Annotated in this window: 19 protein-coding genes; 11 read left to right on the forward strand and 8 right to left on the reverse strand. The window is 61.8% G+C overall.

The features are described from left to right. Nucleotides 1–58: 58 nt before the first annotated feature. Both HRU92_RS00320 and HRU92_RS00325 read right to left on the reverse strand, forming a co-directional pair. Entirely contained in the window at nt 59–1,429 is a 1,371-nt protein-coding gene (locus HRU92_RS00320; protein ID WP_173087299.1) for a glutamate--cysteine ligase, read from the reverse strand. Nucleotides 1,430–1,499: 70 nt separating this feature from the next. Further along, nucleotides 1,500–2,249, reverse strand: coding sequence for a 16S rRNA (uracil(1498)-N(3))-methyltransferase (locus tag HRU92_RS00325; RefSeq protein WP_172122571.1), 750 nt, complete (start codon nt 2,247–2,249; stop codon nt 1,500–1,502). Between the two features lie 132 nt (nt 2,250–2,381). Here HRU92_RS00325 and ubiA point away from each other — a divergent pair, with 132 nt between their 5' ends. Further along, complete coding sequence (gene ubiA, locus HRU92_RS00330) at nt 2,382–3,323, forward strand: 4-hydroxybenzoate octaprenyltransferase (protein ID WP_172122572.1); 942 nt, start codon at nt 2,382–2,384, stop codon at nt 3,321–3,323. A gap of 75 nt (nt 3,324–3,398) precedes the next feature. Here the strand turns inward: ubiA and HRU92_RS00335 are convergent, their stop codons facing one another. After that, nucleotides 3,399–3,914, reverse strand: coding sequence for a DUF6101 family protein (locus HRU92_RS00335; protein ID WP_127752165.1), 516 nt, complete (start codon nt 3,912–3,914; stop codon nt 3,399–3,401). A gap of 271 nt (nt 3,915–4,185) precedes the next feature. Here HRU92_RS00335 and HRU92_RS00340 point away from each other — a divergent pair, with 271 nt between their 5' ends. Together HRU92_RS00340 and HRU92_RS00345 are read left to right on the forward strand one after the other, a co-directional pair. After that, nucleotides 4,186–5,028, forward strand: a complete 843-nt coding sequence (locus HRU92_RS00340; RefSeq protein WP_172122573.1) for a 3'(2'),5'-bisphosphate nucleotidase CysQ — start codon at nt 4,186–4,188, stop codon at nt 5,026–5,028. 13 nt (nt 5,029–5,041) lie between these two features. Next, nucleotides 5,042–5,284: a DUF4170 domain-containing protein gene (locus HRU92_RS00345; RefSeq protein ID WP_127752167.1), complete on the forward strand. Its 243-nt coding sequence runs from the start codon at nt 5,042–5,044 to the stop codon at nt 5,282–5,284. On the opposite strand, the gene HRU92_RS00350 is transcribed toward HRU92_RS00345, so the two are convergent. Genes HRU92_RS00350 through HRU92_RS00365 form a run of 4 tightly spaced genes read right to left on the reverse strand, consistent with a single transcriptional unit; the run spans nt 5,281 to nt 9,259 of the window. Then, nucleotides 5,281–6,426, reverse strand: a complete 1,146-nt coding sequence (locus tag HRU92_RS00350; RefSeq protein ID WP_127752168.1) for a hypothetical protein — start codon at nt 6,424–6,426, stop codon at nt 5,281–5,283. The two genes, HRU92_RS00345 and HRU92_RS00350, sit on opposite strands and share 4 nt — an antisense overlap. Nucleotides 6,427–6,431: 5 nt before the next feature. Next, on the reverse strand, nt 6,432–6,653 hold the full coding sequence (locus HRU92_RS00355) for a DUF2093 domain-containing protein (RefSeq protein ID WP_127752169.1): 222 nt from the start codon (nt 6,651–6,653) through the stop codon (nt 6,432–6,434). Nucleotides 6,654–6,701: 48 nt separating this feature from the next. Beyond that, nucleotides 6,702–8,321: an exodeoxyribonuclease VII large subunit gene (gene xseA / locus HRU92_RS00360; RefSeq protein ID WP_172122575.1), complete on the reverse strand. Its 1,620-nt coding sequence runs from the start codon at nt 8,319–8,321 to the stop codon at nt 6,702–6,704. A gap of 44 nt (nt 8,322–8,365) precedes the next feature. Beyond that, nucleotides 8,366–9,259, reverse strand: coding sequence for a LysR family transcriptional regulator (locus HRU92_RS00365; protein WP_172122576.1), 894 nt, complete (start codon nt 9,257–9,259; stop codon nt 8,366–8,368). Nucleotides 9,260–9,397: 138 nt separating this feature from the next. On the opposite strand from HRU92_RS00365, the gene HRU92_RS00370 reads away from it, so the two are divergent. Continuing rightward, nucleotides 9,398–9,661: a DUF1127 domain-containing protein gene (locus HRU92_RS00370; protein ID WP_172122577.1), complete on the forward strand. Its 264-nt coding sequence runs from the start codon at nt 9,398–9,400 to the stop codon at nt 9,659–9,661. A 167-nt stretch (nt 9,662–9,828) separates the two neighbouring features. On the opposite strand, the gene HRU92_RS00375 is transcribed toward HRU92_RS00370, so the two are convergent. Then, nucleotides 9,829–10,338, reverse strand: coding sequence for an invasion associated locus B family protein (locus HRU92_RS00375; protein ID WP_127752173.1), 510 nt, complete (start codon nt 10,336–10,338; stop codon nt 9,829–9,831). Between the two features lie 398 nt (nt 10,339–10,736). Between HRU92_RS00375 and coxB the strand changes: the two genes are divergently transcribed. The 7 genes from coxB (at nt 10,737) to HRU92_RS00410 (ending at nt 16,859) form a co-directional block, all read left to right on the forward strand. Next, complete coding sequence (coxB, locus tag HRU92_RS00380) at nt 10,737–11,597, forward strand: cytochrome c oxidase subunit II (RefSeq protein WP_127752174.1); 861 nt, start codon at nt 10,737–10,739, stop codon at nt 11,595–11,597. 27 nt (nt 11,598–11,624) lie between these two features. After that, entirely contained in the window at nt 11,625–13,322 is a 1,698-nt protein-coding gene (ctaD, locus tag HRU92_RS00385; RefSeq protein ID WP_127752175.1) for a cytochrome c oxidase subunit I, read from the forward strand. 56 nt (nt 13,323–13,378) lie between these two features. Further along, complete coding sequence (locus tag HRU92_RS00390; RefSeq protein WP_248305236.1) at nt 13,379–14,314, forward strand: heme o synthase; 936 nt, start codon at nt 13,379–13,381, stop codon at nt 14,312–14,314. Next, complete coding sequence (locus tag HRU92_RS00395; RefSeq protein ID WP_127752176.1) at nt 14,311–14,493, forward strand: hypothetical protein; 183 nt, start codon at nt 14,311–14,313, stop codon at nt 14,491–14,493. Before HRU92_RS00390 ends, HRU92_RS00395 begins: the two co-directional genes overlap by 4 nt. Further along, nucleotides 14,493–15,056 carry a cytochrome c oxidase assembly protein gene (locus HRU92_RS00400; protein WP_127752177.1) on the forward strand — a complete coding sequence of 188 codons (564 nt, stop codon included), beginning with the start codon at nt 14,493–14,495 and terminating at the stop codon, nt 15,054–15,056. Before HRU92_RS00395 ends, HRU92_RS00400 begins: the two co-directional genes overlap by 1 nt. A gap of 2 nt (nt 15,057–15,058) precedes the next feature. After that, nucleotides 15,059–15,895 (forward strand): cytochrome c oxidase subunit 3, encoded by an 837-nt coding sequence (locus HRU92_RS00405; RefSeq protein ID WP_172122579.1) that lies wholly within the window; start codon nt 15,059–15,061, stop codon nt 15,893–15,895. 193 nt (nt 15,896–16,088) lie between these two features. Continuing rightward, on the forward strand, nt 16,089–16,859 hold the full coding sequence (locus tag HRU92_RS00410; protein WP_172122580.1) for an SURF1 family protein: 771 nt from the start codon (nt 16,089–16,091) through the stop codon (nt 16,857–16,859). The last annotated feature ends 1 nt before the right edge of the window (nt 16,860 follow it).

The following is a 16,860-nucleotide window of genomic DNA, read 5'->3' on the forward strand; positions in this document are numbered from 1 at the left end:
CCTCCGTCACTGTCTGGCGCGGTGATGCACCAGAGGGTGGGCCCGGAGCAAGGCGGAACTACATCTCCGCTTCACGGAAAATCGGGGTGACGTCCTCGTTCCACTCGCCGTTGAACTTGGCGAGCCACCGCTCGGCCGGCGACTGGGACAGGCGAATGGTTTCTTCCAGCGGCGCCAGATGGATGGTTTCGTCCTTGCCGGCGGCATTGCGGCGATCACGCCGTACGAGGCCAGCTTCGGCAATGCCCACCGCCTGCGCAGCAAAATCATAAACATTGGTGCGCCCCAGCGGCGTATCGAGGCCCAGGCGCGGCACTTCGCGGCGCAGGTGCTCGCGATCCCCCTCGGTCCAGGGCTGGATCATCTCATAGGCGGCTTCGAGGGAGATATCGTCGTAGAGCAGACCAACCCAGAGTGCCGAGAGCGCGGTGACCGACTTCTCGTCGCCCATATCGGCGCCGCGCATTTCGAGGAACTGCTTAAGCCGCACTTCGGGGAAGATGGTCGAGAGATGGTCTTCCCAATCCTTGATGGTGGGCTTTTCGCCGGGCAGTTGGGGAAGCTCGCCCTTGAGGAAGGCACGGAAGCTTTCGCCCGCGACATTGACGTATTGCCCGTCGCGGATAACGAAATACATCGGCACGTCGAGTGCATAATCGGCATATTGCTCAAAGCCGAAGCCCTCTTCGAATGCGAAGGGCAGCATGCCGGTGCGGGCTGCATCGGTGTTGAGCCAGATGTGGGAGCGGAAGCTCAGGAAACCCGAATCGCGGCCATCCACAAAGGGCGAATTGGCAAAGAGGGCGGTGGCGATGGGTTGGAGGGCGAGGGCCACTCGCAGTTTGCGCACCATGTCTGCTTCGCTCGAAAAATCGAGATTGGCCTGCACTGTGCAGGAGCGGAACATCATCGAGGTGCCGAGTGTGCCCACCTGCTCCATATAGGGCGCCATGATGCCATAGCGCGACTTGGGCATGGAGGGGATCTCGGCGACCGACCAGGTCGGCGTCACGCCCAGCCCAAGGAAGTGGATGTCGAGCGGCGCGGCTGCGGCCTTGGCGACGCGCATATGCTCGGCCAACTCGGCCGCGGTGCCATGCAGGTCCTCCTGCGGGGCGCCCGAGAGTTCGAACTGCGCGCCTGGCTCGAGCGAGATGCCGCCCGCGATCTCGTTGTTACGCAGGCCGATGGGATTGTCCCCATCGAAAAAAGGCTCCCACCCGGTGAGCTGCTGCACCCCTTCCAGCAAGGCGCGAATCCCCTGCGGGCCATCATAGGTGACGGGCCGCAGTGGATTGGTGTGGAACACGTGCTTTTCGTGCTCCGTGCCGATCCGCCAGGCGCTTTGCGGCTTGCAGCCGCGCGCCATCGCCTCGATCAGGTCGGCGCGCGATTCGATGGGAGACGAGGGGTGTTCGGCGCCGGCCATGGGATGCTCTTGCAATGGAAAGGTCGAGTATGGCGCGAACATAGCGTTGCACCGCGACAAAGCAATCAGCTTATCGCCAATCACCGATGCTAGCCTGAATCACCGCTAGCGCTGCGACAGCCGCCGTATCAGCCCTGAGAATGCGGGGGCCGAGGCTGATCGGCACCACAAACGGAGAGCCATGCAGACGGGCGCGCTCCTCGGGCGAAAAGCCGCCTTCCGGGCCGATCAGCAGGCCGACGGGCGTGTCGCGCAGGCCAGAAAGCGTCGCGAGCGGCGAGTCGGACGCCTCAGCTTCGTCGGCAACGATTAACCGGCGATTGCCCTGGGCTTGCGTCCAGCCATCGAGCAATGACGCAAGGGTGATCTCGCGCTCGATTCGCGGGATGCTCAGAACTTCGCATTGTTCGGCCGCTTCCACGGCGTTGGCGACCAGACGTTCATGCTTGAGCCGGCTGACCTGGGTAAACTGGGTTAGGACCGGCTGGATCGTGCCGGCTCCCATCTCGGTGGCCTTCTGGATCACATAATCCAGCCGCTCGGTCTTGAGCGGCGCAAAGCCATACCAGAGCGGCGATGGCGGCGTTTGGGGGGCAATCTGCTCGAGGATCTCAAGCACCACGGCCTTTTTTGCATCCACTACCATCCGGCAACGCCAAGCGCCGTGGCGGCCGTTGAACAACACCACTTCATCCCCCACGCTCTTGCGCAGCACCGCGGCTAGATAAAGGGACTGCTCCTTGCCCAGCGCAATTGGTGAGCCGGGCCCAAGATCGGGCTCGACATAAAGGCGGGGCAGGGTGGCGTGGAAGCGGGGCATGACAAGGTCCGATGAGCGCAGAAAGCCAGCCAGCAGGCGTGGCGCGGTCAGCTCTACTCTAATTCGCGCAAACGCAGTAGAGCAGCAGCACGAGGCGAATGATCCGCGCCCGCGCAATCAAATGAGGATAGCATGGCGAGCCCATTGGACGCTCAGATCGGAACGGGTGTGGCTGATGCCGCACAGGGCAATTGGGTTGACCGTTTCGCGCCCGCATGGCTCAAGCCCTATGCGCGATTGGCGCGCTGGGATCGACCGATCGGCTTTTGGCTCCTGTTCTGGCCCTGTGCCTGGGGCCTGGGACTTGCTGCTGTAGCCGAGCCGCTTCGCGGCTTTGATTGGCGGGCGGCCGTCCTGATGTTTGTTGGCGCCGTGCTGATGCGGGGCGCCGGCTGCACGTTCAACGACTTTGTGGATCGCGACATCGACACCAAAGTCGCACGCACCCGCTCGCGGCCTATCCCTTCCGGCCAGGTTTCGGCAAAAAAAGCGCTGGTATTTCTGGTGGTGCAGGGGCTGCTGGGTCTGCTTATTCTGCTGCAGTTTAATCCCTTCACCATTGTTCTCGGCGTGGCCTCGCTGGTGCTGGTCGCCATCTACCCCTTCATGAAGCGCGTGACCTGGTGGCCGCAGGCCTTTCTGGGCCTCGCCTTCTCCTGGGGCGCGCTGATGGGGTGGTCGAGCCAGACTGGTGGCCTGTCGGTCGCGCCGCTGCTGCTTTATTTCGGCTGTATCCTGTGGACCATCGGCTACGACACGATCTACGCCTTGCAGGACGTGGAAGACGATGCCCTGATCGGGGTCAAATCCACCGCTCTGCTGTTTGGAAAGCGCGCAAGAGCCATTGTGACCGGCTTTTATGTCGCGGCCTTCGTGTTGTGGCTGGCGGCGGCGGTGCTGGCGGGCGCCGGGGTGCTGTTTGCCGTGCTTTCGCTGATCGCGTTGGGGCTCTTGTTCTGGCAGGTGCAAACCCTTGATGCGGGGGCGCCCGGCAATGCGCTGCTGCGCTTCAAGAGCAATCATTATGTCGGGGTTGTCTTGACCCTGGCTCTCCTTGCCGAGTGGGTCTGGTAAGGGCGCGCAAAACGCCAAAGGGACCAGCCGCACCACCGACTGGTCCCTTCAACGTGCTTGGAGGCAACTCGGAATCTAGTTCGCTTCGCCCTGGCCGGGCTTGCGGCGATTAAGGAAGCGGGGGCGGCGGGCGGCATCGGCAGCAAGGCGGCGCCGGGCAACCCCTTGCCCGAGCATTACCCCGTCCACCTGCTGCGAATAGGGCAGATAGGTGCCATCACCCGCCTTAATAAACAGCGGCAGGCGAAGTTTGCGACCCCAGTTCTGCCATTCGGCGACGACGTTCTGGTTACCCTCTTCCTCGAACACCCGGTAGTTCAGGTTTTCGTCCGCATGGACCAGTTCGATCGCGCTCGTCAAAGCACCCTCGATAGAAATGGACGTCGCCACCGCGACGCCGATGAATTCATGCACTGGAACCTTGATCTTGATCACAATGCCGCTCTGCTCGAGCTGCTTGCGGACGGTCACGGTCTTTACCGGTTCCTTGGGGCCATTATCGTTTGCTGCAACAAAGCGGCGATCGATTACGTTCGGTCGGCCAAATGCCAGCACCACTGAACCGCCTTCTATGGCTAAGCCTTCACCCATTTGATCTGCCTTCCTGCTAACCCCGAGAGCTTATTGCGTGCTCTCTTTTGTGCGGCCAATCTAGCGCGTCCCCTTACCTGTCGCCTTAATCCGCTCGGTTAAGTTTATCTTGTTTTCCTGCAGGGTTAGCAGGATGTGACCCGGTGTAGGAGCCGGTTAACCCCAACCAATCGGCTGCTGGTTTGCGCGCATTACGCAAGGAATGGGGGCGAAATGTCCCAGGTCAGCTTGCACCTTGTCCAAAGCCGGGCACCGGCCTAGAACCGGGCCCATGCATGCAGCCCCCACCAGCGCCCAAGAAGATCTTGAACTGTTGCGCTCGAGCGCCGTCTCGGCAGGCATCATTGCCTGCGGCTTTTTCCGAGCACCGGTTAAGGCCTGGACCAAAGACAATGCCTCGCCCGTCAGTGAAGCCGATATTCTGGTTGACCGCTACCTTGCGGCGTCATTGCTCGCCGCTCGCCCCGATTATGGCTGGCTTAGCGAGGAAACAGCGGACAATCCGTCGCGCCTGACCTGTCGGCGCGTGTTTGTGGTCGACCCAATCGATGGAACCAAGGGGTTCTTGCGCGGCGAAGATAGTTGGACCGTTTCCCTGGCCGTCGTTGAGGACGGGGTGCCGATTGCCGGCGTGGTTTATGCGCCGGTGCGCAACGAAATGTATGATGCTTGCCGGGGCACAGGTGCTCGCCTCAATGGAGCACCATTGAGCCGTCGTCGCCGCGCCGGAGCTTTGCCCTTGATTCCGGCGCCCACCGCGGTTCATCAGGAGCTGGCCGCCGGGGGGTTGGATTACACCAGGGGTCCCTCATTGCCTTCGCTGGCATATCGCCTCGTACAGGTGGCTACGGGTAAGCTTGACGCTGCCGTCTCGCGTCGGGGTGCGCAGGATTGGGACATCGCAGCCGCCGCCCTGATCCTCGAAGAAGCCGGCATTCCGCTTGCCGATGTCTGTGTGGGGCAACCAGTGTTCAACAAGCGCGATGTTCGCCACGGCGCGCTTGCGGCCCTGAGTGACATGAGCCTAAAACCGCTTGTTCATGCAGCGCTGATCAAGGTCTATGGATGCCCATCCGCCGCCGAGCCGGCGCTCGATTCTCCCCAGCCTTCGTGATGGAAACCCCGTTATGCCAAGCACCAAACCAGAGCCCGAAAAGCAGTTGCTTCACCTCGTGATTGGCGGGGAGTTGTCCAGCCTGGAAGGCGTCACCTTTGCGGACCTCGACAAGGTCGACATCGTTGGCGTGTTCCCAAACTATGCCACCGCTTATGCCGCCTGGAAGCAAAAGGCGCAGATGACGGTCGACAGCGCGCAGACCCGCTACTTCATTGTGCATCTGCACCGCTTGCTCGACCCGCGCCCAAGCTAATCCTCGGCGAGGGCAGCGAGCACCGCTGCGATAGCGCCGGGCGGGCCGATGCGCTCGCGGCCGAGCGCGCCAAGCTGCGCACGCTTGTCGGAATCTTCGAGCAGATCCCGCAACGCATCGCCAATTGCGGCTGCCTGCGGCGCCACGACCGTTCGCGCTTCTCCGAAGAGATTTTGTTCGTCGTTGAAGCGCGAGCGGCGATCGCGTGCATTGATGAAGGTGATAACGGGCTTGCCCATTCCCAAGGCTTGAACCGTTGCCGTGCCTGCTTGGGACAGCACCAAGTCTGAATTCTCCAGCAAGCTCCCCAAGGCCGCGCCCCGTGCCAGGTGGATGGTAAGGCCCTCTTGGCCCAGCGTTCCCAGATCATTGGCTTCGTGACTGTGAAGGCCAATCCGGCCCAGATCAGCCGCGCGCGCCAGTTCATCGATATTGACGCTGCCGGCAACCGCCAGAAAGACGTCGGGGCGCAACGCCTCAGGCAGGGTGCGCAGCGCGGCAACCTGCAGCGCAAAGCTTTCAGGGGTAAGTTGGCGGCTGCCGGGCAGCAGGGTGACCGCCAGCGGACGCGTGCGACGAGCAGCAGCGTCATAGGCGCCATCTGGCACCGTATCCATCATGATATTGCCGGCGCAGCGCGCGTCGATATCGAGCGCCTGGAGGTTTTTTGACAATTTGGGGCTGCGAGAAAAAACGATGCGGCAGGTGCGCTTGATGGCCCAACGCTCCGCCACGGAATAAAGGCGTGCAGCACCGGTCTTGTAGACGTCGAGGTAAAACAGGTCGCGATGGCCGGTCACCAGCCCTGCGAGCACGCCGACCATGTCACCTACAACCACAACCCGCTCATACTGGCCGACGCACTGGCGCATGAACCGCAGGGCCGGGGGGATGATTGCCAGTCCGCCGCTGGCAACGTCGCGCCGCAGCGAGCCCTTGACGTTACGCCAGCCCTCTGAGGCGAGGGTCGCCCGGGGACCAACGATCGGGCAAATGCCGGCGTAAGCATTGCCCGCCCCGATCATCGGATAGGCCTCGGCGCGCATGCCGTCTGGCAAGCGGGCAATAATCGCGGCAGCGATGCCGTCTTCCCCATGCCCGTTCGAAATGAACAGCAAGGGCCGGCGGGGTGAGGCTGGCACCACGCTCAGGATCCCAGGCCGTACCGCTCATAGGCCTCATGCGCAGCGGCGGCATCGACATAAGCCTCTTGCCGATCAACATTCCAGTAGCTCAACTCGTCGAGCGGAATGGCCTTGCCGGTAATGGCGCAACGCACAAAGGTGCCTGGCTTGAGCACGACATAGTCGCCGTCGAGATAGCGGACAACTGCCTCGCTGGCGGAAAAGCCTTTGTCAAATATGTTCATGCGGCGGCTCCTTACAGTCGGGCCCGATATAGCGCTCCCGAGCCTCGATCAAAAGAGGCTCTCCTGAGCTTGAGGCTCAGGATCGGCTGGACGCGGCTTGCGGCGGGGTGTCGCCGGGGCGCCAGTGATGGTGGCCGAAGTCTGCCCATCGGTGAACTCAATGCCCACGGTCTGCCCGGGCTGAAGTTCTGCGCGTTCGCGCACCAAATTGCCCGCCTCGTCCTTGATCACCGCAAACCCGCGCGCCAGAACGCTCTTGTAGCTGAGGGAAACCAGTAGTTTCCCCTCCTGATTGAGGGCGGCTCGCCGGTCAGCCAGGCCGAGGGCTACGCTTGAGCGCAGCCGTGCTGCCAGTGGGGCCAGCTGGCTCCGCCCGTGCCGCAGTTCGGCCTGCAAGCTGCGCGGGGAGAGCTTTGGTGCCACCGCCTCGAACAAGGCGCGCTTGCGCTCGAGCAACCGGCTGGCCACTGCATCCAGCCGCCCCGCACGGGGATCATAGGTAAAGCGGGCCCGCTCCACATTGAGGCAGAGCCCGCTGTTGGCGCGATGGCTCAGGTTGCGCAGACGTTCCGCGCCGTCGCGGTGTCGCTGCTCGAGCAGCTGCGGGCGCAGCTTGGGCTCAACGCGCGACAGCCGCATGCGCTGCTCCTGCACCGAGTGGCGCAGGCACGAGAACAGGTTGCTTGAAGCATGGTCGAGCCGTTGGCGCTGCGTCGCCACGAGATCGGAAGCGCGCGGCAGGCCGGCGGCTACCGCTCTATAGCGATCGCGCGCGTTGTTGGCGAGACGCCGGCTGGCGCCGCGCTGGCGGGCGCCGAGGTCATCGACATAGCCGATCAATTCGGCGCGCACCGGCACTGCCGCTTCGGCAGCAGCAGTTGGCGTCGGGGCCCGCATGTCGGACGCATAATCGACGAGCGTCGTGTCGGTCTCGTGTCCCACCGCCGAGATCACCGGAATGGCGCTGTTGGCGACGGCGCGCACCACCGCTTCCTCGTTGAAGCCCCAAAGATCCTCGATGGAGCCACCGCCGCGGGCCAGGATCAGCAGGTCGGGGCGAGGTATCGCGCCGCCGACGGCCAGACCATTAAAGCCCTCCAGGGCGGCGACCACTTCCGGCGCGCAGGTGTCGCCCTGCACACGCACGGGCCAGACCAGCACGTGGCTGGGGAAACGATCCTCGAGACGATGGAGGATGTCGCGGATCACGGCGCCGGTTGGTGAGGTAATGACGCCGATCACCCGGGGCAAGTAGGGCAGGGGGCGCTTGCGCTCGCGGGCAAACAGGCCCTCGGCCAGCAACTTCTTGCGCCGCTCTTCCAGGAGCGCCATCAGCGCACCGGCACCGGCGGGCTCGATGTTGTCGATGACAATCTGGTATTTGGAGGAACGCGGGAATGTGGTGAGCCGGCCGCTCGCAATCACTTCCATCCCTTCTTCGGGCTTGAAGCTAAGGCGCGGGTAGCTCGTTTTCCACACCACGGCATCTATCGCCGCGTTCTCGTCCTTGAGCGTGAAGTAGCAATGGCCAGAGGCGTGCTGGCCGCGAAAGCCCGAAATCTCGCCGCGCACTCGCACCGAGCCGAATTCATCTTCCACCGTCCGTTTCACCGCTTGAGCGATCTCGGACACAGTGAATTCGGCGGCATTGGTCAATAGCTGGGGCATGGGATTGTGGTGCTCCGAAGGGGCAGCTCAGTCAAGGGCGCGGCCTATTCGGCGGCAACCGCCGTTGCAGCGGGCTGCACGTGCAGATTGCCCATTGAACTGACGATATGGTTGGCCAGCGCATCATAGATGCTGCCATAGGCGTGGCTCGCGCGCAGCAGCGCCAGCTGTGCATCGCCGAGGCGCGGCAGGTTCTGGTCATCGCTCACCACACGCATGCCCGGCTGCAGCGCGCTCTCGGGCAGGAACCCGACGGCCAGGTCCGACAGCACTGCGCTCGAGATTGCAAGAGCGTTCGAGGAGGTGTAGGCGATGCGATAATCCTTGCTGACCCGATTGAGCGCCTCAACGGCATCGGCGCGCCAAATACAGCACTGGGGGCCGCAGGCGATCGGTAGCGGATCGCTCCCCAGGGCTTGCCCGCCGTGGGACGCGACCCAGAACATCTTCTCGGTGCGGAAGAGCTCGCCGAACGTATTGCCGGTCCCCTGGGTGAAGACGATCAGATCGTAGCGCCCCGCTTTCATGCCCTCGAGCAATTGCTCGGATGCCATGCAGGCGACATCGACCACGATCTTGGGATGGGTGCGCTGGAAGTTGGAGAGAATGACCGGCAGCAGGCGGACCGCATAATCATCGGGCACGCCGAACCGGATCGAGCCGGCTAGATCCCCTTCTGAGAAGTGATCCATGATCTCGGCATTGGTGCGCAGCATCTTGCGGGCGCGTGAATACAGCGCCTCGCCATGATTGGTCAGCGAAACGCTGCGGCCATCTCGCGTCAGCAGCTGTTGTCCAAGCCGCTCTTCCAGCCGCTTGATCTGCATGGAAACCGCCGACTGCGTCTTGTTCACCCGCCGTGCGGCCTCGGTGAAGCTGCCGCAATCGGCGATGGCGCAAAAGCTCTGCAACTGATCGAGGTCCAGCGGAACGGCCATAGTGTGCATCACTGTTTTTGATGGGGAGGATGAAATCTATTTGTTAGACGAATAGATGTCCAGCCCATACTGATAGACTTACCGGCCGCGCAATGCTGCCGAGCCGGCCAGGTGCCGGCATCCTTCTGAGGTATCATCATGGCGCACTCGCTGTTCAGCGAGCGGCTCGTTGCGGCCGCTCCCGCTTTTCCTCGCCCTTTGCTCGCCCTGCGACGCTATCTGGCGCAGGCGCAGGTCGCACGAGCCCGTCGCCACGCACTACGTGCCTTGCTAGAGCTCGAAGACTGCCGGCTCAATGATCTCGGTATCTCGCGCAATGACGTGCTTGAGGCAGCGCGTACTTCCAGCCGTTCCCCCGGTCTGGCGCTTTCTGCAGCGCGGGCGCGTCGGTCCCGCCGCTAACCAAAGTTTGCACCGGCAGATCGGCCGGTGCCTTTCCGTTGGCCTGAGCGGTTAAGCTGCCGCTCCCGCCATCTCCCGGGCCGGTTTTGCCACCGACCCTTTTCCTGATGACTTGCCGGACAGTGCCTCGGGCACTCGTCCGGCTTTTTTCTGGGCTCGGTACCAGATCAGGGGAGCTTGGCAAAACCGTCGGCAAAGCCATTCAGCGAAACCGGGATGCCGATCCCTTCCTCGGGCGTCTTGAACACCACAAAGATCGCGTCCGTGCCGGTCGAGAGCGTTTCGATCAACGCATCATCGAGCATCACTTCGGCCACGCAGCCATTGGGCAGGCAGCGCACAAAGGCGACGCGTCCCATATCCTTGCCATCGACATTGAGCCCGAGGCCATTGGGCAGCAACACGCCAAGCGGCGCCAGCACCCGCAGCAGCCGCGCTTCACGATCGGCGGTCTTGAGCACAATCACGGACAGCCCGACATTAGGCTGATCCTCAGCCATCACATTCTGGATGATGGCGCATTGCTCAAAGCTTGCGCCGGGCGGCGTATCGCAGCTCATCTGCCAATCGCCGAACTGTTCGCGCACCGTTCCTTGTGCATTGGCGGCTACGCCCCAGCCAAGCGTGGCCAAGAGCACAACGCCTGCAAAGGCGAGATGGTGCTTGATATTGTGCATCACTTTTCCTGTCTCCAGCCGATCTTCCGCGCGCGCAGGATGGCCGTGTATTTCCGGACAGCGGTGAACCCGCCATCAACCAAAGCTGTGCCTTGTAACCTGACATGAGCGTTCAACTGCGGCAAGGGTGAGGCACCAATGCCGCAACAGGCACATTTTGACGCATAGTTAGACAGTGCGGGTGCGATGGACTCACTTGGTTTGATGTGATTTAGGTCAGGCCAGAGTTCTGCGCTCCGAGGTTGAGTCGGGGCGGCGTTAGCTATGCCGCATTGCCTCCTCAATCCCGGTGTGGATGCACCAGTTGATGCCGATAGGGGGTTTGTGTGACCAGGCAAGTCTTTGGAAGATTGAGTGCTGCTGCGGCAGCTGCGCTCGCACTGCTCCCGGCTGCGGCCATGAGTCAGGAACAAGCTAACCAGGGTTATGCTGCCCCGGGCCAGATCCATCTGATGGATTCGGTGACCCCGATCATGGACTCCATCACGGCGTTCCATGACGGCATCTTGTTGTGGACGATCTCGCTGATCGTGCTGCTGGTGCTCGTGTTGCTGATCGTTGTGATCGTTAAGTTCAATGCCAAGGCCAATCCCATCCCCGCACGCTTCACTCACAACACTCTTGTTGAGGTGATCTGGACCGTGGTGCCGGTGGTGGTGCTGATCATCATTGCCATTCCCTCTTTTGGTGTTCTGGCTGATCAGTTGATCACCCCCGACGGGGAGCGCAAATATCTCGGCTCGCACGTCTTCTCATTTGGTGAGGTGGAAGTTCCCGCGCCCTCGCTGACCATCAAGGCGACCGGGCAGCAGTGGTACTGGGATTATGAATATGTCGATCAGGGGGTTGGCTTCACCCAGCTCCTGCTCGCCGAAGAAAGCACCGACGGCACGGATCGTCCTACGGTAAAGCCCAACCAGCCGCGTCTTCTGGCTGTCGACAACGAGTTGATCGTGCCGGTCAATGCCACTGTGCGCCTGCAGGTGACGGCTGATCCTGCCGGCGTGATCCACGCCTTTGCGCTGCCGTCCTTTGGCGTCAAGATGGATGCCGTGCCGGGCCGGCTGAACGAAACCTGGTTCAACGCTCGCGAGACCGGCATCTACTACGGTCAGTGCTCGGAGCTGTGCGGCAAGGACCATGCCTACATGCCTATCGCTGTACGCGTGGTGACCGAGCAGGAATTTGCAACTTTCATGGCTGCTCTTGAAGGCGGCGACTATGCTGCCGCCAGTGCAACGCTCGCGGCAGTCCAGTAAGAACACGGGTTAGGGGATCCTTTCCAAATGGCCGATATTGCTCACCTCGAAGCCCAAGCCACCGGTCATGCTCCTGTGGCGCATGATCCGCATCAGCCGACTGGCTGGCGCCGCTGGGTATATTCGACCAACCACAAAGACATTGGTATCATGTACCTGATCTTCGCCATTGTGGCGGGGATCATCGGTGGCCTGCTTTCGGGCGTGATGCGCCTGGAACTGCAAGAACCCGGCATCCAGATCTTCCACGGTCTGGCAGCGATGGCCTACGGCATCGAGGGCGGTGAAGCGCTCGATGCTGGCAAGCACATGTACAATGTGTTCACCACCGCCCACGCGCTGATCATGGTGTTCTTCCTCGTGATGCCGGCGACCATGGGTGGCTTTGCCAACTATTTCGCGCCCCTCATGATTGGTGCGCCCGATACGGCGTTCCCGCGCATCAACAACATCGCGTTCTGGCTGCTACCGCCCGCGTTCATCCTGCTGCTGATGTCGCTGTTCTTTGAAGGCACGGGCACCTATGGCTTGGGCTTTGGTGGCGGCTGGACCGTTTACCCACCGCTTTCGACCGCCGGTCACCCTGGCCCTGCGCTCGACTTCGCGATCCTCGCGCTGCATGTGGCCGGTATCAGCTCCATCCTTGGTGCGATCAACCTGATCACTACCATCTTCAACATGCGTGCTCCTGGCATGACGTTGCACAAGATGCCGCTGTTTGCCTGGGCAGTACTGGTCACCGGGTTCCTGCTGCTTCTGGCCCTGCCAGTGCTTGCCGGCGCCATCACCATGCTGCTGACCGACCGCAATTTTGGGACCACCTTCTTTTCGCCTGAAGGTGGCGGCGATCCGATCCTTTACCAGCACCTGTTCTGGTTCTTCGGTCACCCCGAAGTGTACATCATGATCCTGCCGGGCTTCGGCATTGTCAGCCACATCGTCTCGACCTTCTCGCGCAAGCCCATCTTCGGCTACATGGCCATGGCCTACGCCATGGTGGCCATTGGCTTCGTCGGCTTCGTCGTGTGGGCTCACCACATGTACACGACCGGCCTCAGCCTTGATGTTCAGCGCTACTTCGTGGCCGCAACCATGGTCATCGCGGTGCCCACCGGCGTGAAGATCTTCTCGTGGATCGCCACGATGTGGGGTGGCTCGATCACCTTCCGCACCCCGATGCTTTGGGCTGTCGGATTCATCTTCCTGTTCACCGTTGGTGGTGTGACGGGTGTGGTGCTCGCCAATGCCGGTGCCGACCGTTACCTGCACGACACCTATTATGTGGTCGCACACTTCCACTACGTGCTGTCACTGGGCGCCGTGTTCTCGATCTTCGCTGGCTGGTACTACTGGTACCCCAAGATGACCGGGCACATGTACAACGAGTTCCTGGGCAAGCTGCACTTCTGGGTCATGTTTGTTGGCGTGAACCTGATCTTCTTCCCGCAGCACTTCCTGGGTCTCGCGGGCATGCCGCGGCGCTATATCGACTACCCCGACGCCTATGGTTTCTGGAACCGGATCTCTTCCATCGGCTATTACATCATGTTCGTCGGCATGCTGATCTTCTTCTACGCGATGTGGGAAGCCGCCCGGAAGAAGCGTCCCGCGGGTGACAACCCCTGGGGTGAGGGTGCGACGACACTGGAATGGACGCTGAGCTCGCCTCCGCCATTCCACCAGTTCTCGACCCTTCCCAATATGGACACCTCCAAGGCGCACTAAGCGCAGCATCAAGCCGGACCGCCCAAGTGCGGTCCGGAAAACTTAAGGCAAGGCGTGTGGCACTAGTTGACAACAGCACAATGATCTCCTCGGGGGCGAGCGAGGCGCGGGTAGAAGACTACTTCGCGTTGCTCAAGCCTCGTGTGATGTCGCTGGTGGTGTTCACCGCCCTTGTCGGCCTCGCAGTTGCCCCGGGCGGCATCAACCCGGTGATCGGGCTGATCGCTGTGTTGTGCATCGCCATTGGGGCGGGCGCCTCGGGCGCTCTCAACATGTGGTACGATGCCGATATCGATGCAGTCATGAGCCGGACGGCCAATCGCCCCATTCCGGCCGGGCGCATCAGCCGTGGTGAAACCCTGGTGTTCGGCGTTGTGCTGTCGGTGTTCTCCGTAGCGCTGCTTGGCCTCGCGACCAACTGGGTCGCCGCCGCTCTGCTCGCTTTCACCATTTTCTTTTATTCGGTGATCTACACCGTGTGGCTCAAGCGCTCGACGCCACAGAACATCGTCATCGGCGGTGCCGCCGGCGCCTTCCCCCCAATGGTCGGCTGGGCCGCGGTCACGGGCTCGATCACGCTCGAAAGTTGTGCGCTTTTCCTCATTACTTTCCTTTGGACGCCGCCGCATTTCTGGGCCCTGGCTCTTTACAAGCAGGGCGATTACGGCGCGGCCGGCATTCCGATGATGCCCAATGTGGTGGGTGAAGCCTCCACCAAGCGGCAAATCCTCGCCTATTCCGTTCTGCTCGCCGTTGCGGCCCTGCTGCCGACCGCGCTGGGCTTTGCGGGCCCGCTTTATACCGTGGTGGCCGTGGTGACCGGCGCTTGCTTTTTGTACTTTGCCTGGCAGCTGTTCCGCGCCCCCGATGGCGTGCCGATGCGCAAGGCGGCGCGCAAGCTTTTCACCTATTCGCTGAGCTACCTATTCGTCGTTTTCTTCGCAGTCCTGCTCGATAGTTTCGTCGGGCGTATTGGAGTGTTCGGCTCATGAGTTCTCCCGAGGAGCCACACAAAGTTCAGCCTTTGGACCCTGCCGCCGAAGCTGCGCGCCTGCGCACCCGCCGGCGTCGCTCCATCGCACTTGGCGCCGCCCTGGCCCTGTTCGCGGTGATCTTTTACGTGCTCACCGTTATCAAGATGGGGCCCGGTATTTTGGATCGGGCACTGTGATGGCGACCATTGAGCATGATCACAAAGCCGATCCGGGCCGGCGTAACAAGCGCATCGCCATCTCGCTAGGCGCGATCGTCCTGTCGATGGCCGGCCTGGCTTACGCTTCGGTGCCGCTTTACCAGTTGTTTTGCCAGGTCACCGGCTATGGCGGCACGACGCAAGTTGCGGCCGACAACCCCAAGGGCGTCATTGCTCGCGAGATGACGGTGCGCTTCGACTCCAATGTCGAATCTTCCTTGCCCTGGACCGTAACGCCGGCCGCTTCGATCACCGATCAGATCGGCCGGGTCGATACCGTGAACTATGTGGCGACCAATCGGTCTGACAAGCCGGTTACCGGCATGGCGATTTTCAACGTCTCGCCCGATCGGGCAGGCGTCTACTTCAACAAGATCGAGTGTTTCTGTTTCACCGAGCAGACTTTGCAGCCGGGGGAAACGGTGGAGATGCCGATCGTGTTCTTTGTTGATCCCGAACTCGATGATAACCACGAGCTTGCGACCATCAAGGAAATCACCCTTTCCTACACTTTCTATGCTTCAGACAACGAGGGAAGCTGAACATGGCCGAGATTGCCAAGAACCATGACTACCATCTCGTACCGCCCAGCCCCTGGCCGTTCGTTATGTCCGTTTCCGTGTTTGTTTTCGCGGTCGGGTTGATTTTCTGGATGCATCAGTGGACGCCCTGGATCTTCGTGATCGGTCTGGTAGGCGTGCTTTACACCATGTACGCGTGGTGGTCCGACGTCGTTCGCGAAGCCAATAACGGCGTTGATCATACCCCGGTTGTGCAGATGCACCATCGCTATGGCATGATCCTGTTCATCGCCTCCGAAGTGATGCTGTTCGTAGCCTTCTTCTGGGCCTATTTCGACGGCTTCTTCCGCCTCGACGATGTGGAGCAGTATGCTCGCATGGCCGCGACAGAAGGCAGTTGGCCACCGGCTGGCATCGAGCTGTTCGATCCCTTCCACCTGCCGCTGTTCAACACGCTGCTGCTCCTGACCTCGGGCACGACTGTCACCTGGGCGCACCATGCGCTGTTGCAGAACGATCGCCAGGGACTGAAGTGGGGTCTCATCCTGACGGTACTGCTGGGTGCGGTATTCACCGTCGTGCAGGCCATCGAATATTCCGAAGCTGGCTTCTCGTTCAGCGGCAACATGTATGGCGCCACCTTCTTCATGGCGACGGGCCTGCATGGCTTCCACGTCTTGGTGGGTACGATCTTCCTGCTGGTCTGCCTGATCCGTGCCATGCGGGGCGATTTCACCCCAGAGCGCCATCTGGGCTTCGAGTTCGCCGCCTGGTACTGGCACTTCGTGGACGTGGTCTGGCTGTTCCTGTTCGCCTCAATTTATGTGTGGGGCAGCTGGGGCGTGGCGATCAATCACTGATCGCGCCATCGACAATATTCTAGCGAGGCGCAGCCAAAAGCTGCGCCTCAAGCTTTTCTGATGCAGCGTCGAGCCGACCATCTGGTTCTGTCCGTTGCAGCCGCCCCACCTGCGCCCGGCGCAATTCCTTTTGTCTGGCCCGGCTTGGCTTCCCCTGGAACCATCAAGGCCTTGACCCCCATGGGAGCCATCAATGACTTCGGCAAGTGAGCGCAGACCCGGCCGCGTCATGACCGGCATTTTCGTGCTGCTGATGCTGGCGCTGACCGCTGTTTGCTTGTGGCTGGGCAATTGGCAACTTCAGCGGCTGGGAGAAAAGGAAGCGTTGGTGGCGGCGGTCGACGCCAGGCTTCATTCGCCGCCGGTTCCGGCTCCTCCTGCTGGGGAGTGGCCGGCGCTTGACCTCGAGGCGTGGAATTTCCAGCCCGTTACGCTGACCGGGGCGTTTCAGCCCGATCAAACCGTTGCCGTCTTCACCAGTCTCACCAATCCTCGCGGGCCCGCTGGGGGACCGGGGTATTGGGTAGTTACCCCTTTCGTGCTGGATGGCGGCGGCACCGTGTTTGTGAACCGCGGCTTTGTGCCCGAGCAGTATCGCGAAGCCGCCCAGGCCGACCGGGAGGGGGCGGGGGTGCCCATGACCATTACGGGCCTATTGCGTCCGGGCGAAAAAGCCGGTTGGCTGGTGCCCGAGCCCGACACTTCGAATTGGGTTGAATGGGTCCGCGATCCCGAGCGCTTGGCCGATATGGTCGATCCCGCGCTCGCGCCGTTCGCCCCCTTCTATGTGGACATGGTGGCCGGCGAACCCGGAACCCTGCCACAGGGTGGCGAGACCATAGTGGAGTTCCCCAACAACCATCTGGGCTACGCGTATACCTGGTTTGGCTTTGCCATTGTCGCGCCCGTGATGCTGGTGGCCTGGCTGTGGGCTCAGCGCCGCCGCATGGAGCCTCAGGGCTAAG

Source organism: Devosia sp. 1635 (genome assembly GCF_013185955.1).
GTDB lineage: Bacteria > Pseudomonadota > Alphaproteobacteria > Rhizobiales > Devosiaceae > Devosia.